Origin of the sequence: Shewanella sp. SG44-6 (genome assembly GCF_014164185.1) — a bacterium.
GTDB classification, from domain to species: domain Bacteria; phylum Pseudomonadota; class Gammaproteobacteria; order Enterobacterales; family Shewanellaceae; genus Shewanella; species Shewanella vesiculosa.
Map to the genome: position 1 here is coordinate 1 of NZ_JACJER010000257.1, position 1853 is coordinate 1853.

Here is a 1853-nt window from a genome sequence, read left to right on the forward strand (position 1 = left end):
AGGTGAATAATATCTATTAGATCACAGACATCGATACGCCACAAGCTCAAAAAACAACCAATTAACTTTATTTGTTAAAAAACGTTGAAAACGTCTTTCTGGAGAAATTCTACAGCCTCAACGCCTTACTAATGGGCGCATAAATGCTTGGCTAAAATTAGCGACGTAGGAGCACAAGCCAAGCGTTTTGCGTCCTTTTGAGTAACTTGTTATAGCTCGCGTTCCCACGGTAGATCTTTAGCTACCTTTACACCCTGATAATTGCAATTTACAAAATATTCAAAGTCCAACCGTTTACTATTAATTGTTACGTTGCCAACAGCTTCGTTGCAATCATTGGTAAATTTAATGTACCTCAGAATGTTGTTTATTTGGACTTTAGTACCTTTAGGTAATAGGACTATCAGTCTCCCGCTAGCGCAACAGTCTGATTGGCGCACTAACGCATTTTTAAAAAAGCTAAAGTTATGTTCGTTGTTTTCAAACAATGCCATGTCTTCGGTAAGATAAAAGTCTCCACCAATATATTCAGGATAATGATGTGACATGTTTTCGGTTTTTGCTGCACATGCTGCTACTAGCATGATTGATAGAAAAACGAGAATCTTACGCATACTTTCCTTGAGAGCTATAACGCCCCAAGCAGGCGATTTTATGAGCGTTTTTCAGCGAGAAAAATTCCCGCTGGCTTGGCTTGTTATGTTTTAAAACACTCAATTTAATATCCCAGTATTTATCATTTTCAGGTAGCCGCTTATTAAAGTGTTGTAGGCAGCAAACAAGCAGATACCAATAACCAAAATAGTTTTACACCATGAACTAAAACCCTTTGATTCTAGTTTGTGTTCCTTAACGCCCATTACAAACAAAAAGATGGCGGCAACGACAAATAGAATTCCAAAAAAGAATGTAGCGATGGCGGTTATTTTTTCCAATGTCCGATTTCTACCTTAAAACATAACGCTTAACATATGGGGATTTTAGGAGCGCTTTACCAGCGAGTAAAATTCCTACCATGATGTTTTTGTTATAAGCCAATCCACTGTTGAAAAATACACTCATAGAAGCAATCCTATAATTCTTATCACAGCAGTAAGAAGAAAAAGAGCAGCTATTATCTTAGGTATTTTGGGATGCTTATTTCTTGTCCAAACTAAAGTTGGAGACTTTGAAGAGGTTCCAATAATGCCACTAAAATGCAATGCCCCAAGCAGACAAATAATAATGATAATAACGCTGTTGAATGGTTCAGATATCAACGCTCTTCTTCCTTGGCTTATAACGCACAGCGCAGCGGCGGCGAAGCCGTCCGCTCTGGCGCGCCTTGTTAGGTGTGCCGGCTATACAGCACTTGATTGGACTGTGCACAATATATTTCCGCAACGTCTTCTTCATAGATGTCCAGACCCCCGCCTGGCTTGAATAGTTTATGGAACTTTGGATGTGAGCCAGACTTCGCCTCTACGATCCAACAGAGCCATCTTCCATCTTCCCCATAAGTTTCATGGTCGACTTCATGGTCGGGCTCAAGAACAAACTTATCCTCACTGCGGAGGGTGATATCAAGTCTTTTACCCTCGAAACTTTCGAATATTCTCTTTACCGCAGGGACTGAAAAGGACTTCGTCATGAGGCCACCTAACGCCTCGAACACCGGCGTGGTGAAGTTGGCGGCTTTTGTGCGTGTTTTTGCACAAAAGGTGACAGCTTTGCCACGTCCGCGTGCTTTGACTTGATACTCATTGAGCCTCCTCCCTAGCAAGCCGCATCAGCGGTATGCTTAAGGTGACTAAACCAACAGGAGAAAGCTCAATGAGATTTTATAATAACTCACATCCATACTACTGTGGTAT

At 41.1% G+C, this 1853-nt stretch carries 2 protein-coding genes; both read right to left on the reverse strand.

Annotated elements, in window-relative coordinates; all coding sequences use genetic code 11:
- Positions 1-209: 209 nt before the first annotated feature.
- The gene (locus H5185_RS21925) at positions 210-614 is read right to left on the reverse strand and encodes a hypothetical protein (protein WP_182743255.1); all 405 of its coding nucleotides are present in this window, start codon (positions 612-614) and stop codon (positions 210-212) included.
- Between the two features lie 713 nt (positions 615-1327).
- Positions 1328-1630 (reverse strand): hypothetical protein, encoded by a 303-nt coding sequence (locus tag H5185_RS21930; RefSeq protein ID WP_182743257.1) that lies wholly within the window; start codon positions 1628-1630, stop codon positions 1328-1330.
- Between the last annotated feature and the right edge of the window lie 223 nt (positions 1631-1853).

What these genes read in the sequence shown, in the direction of transcription:
- H5185_RS21930 (WP_182743257.1), bottom strand. Translation starts at nt 1,630, where the DNA reads ATGACGAAGTCCTTTTCAGTCCCTGCGGTAAAGAGAATATTCGAAAGT.
- H5185_RS21925 (WP_182743255.1), bottom strand. Translation starts at nt 614, where the DNA reads ATGCGTAAGATTCTCGTTTTTCTATCAATCATGCTAGTAGCAGCATGT.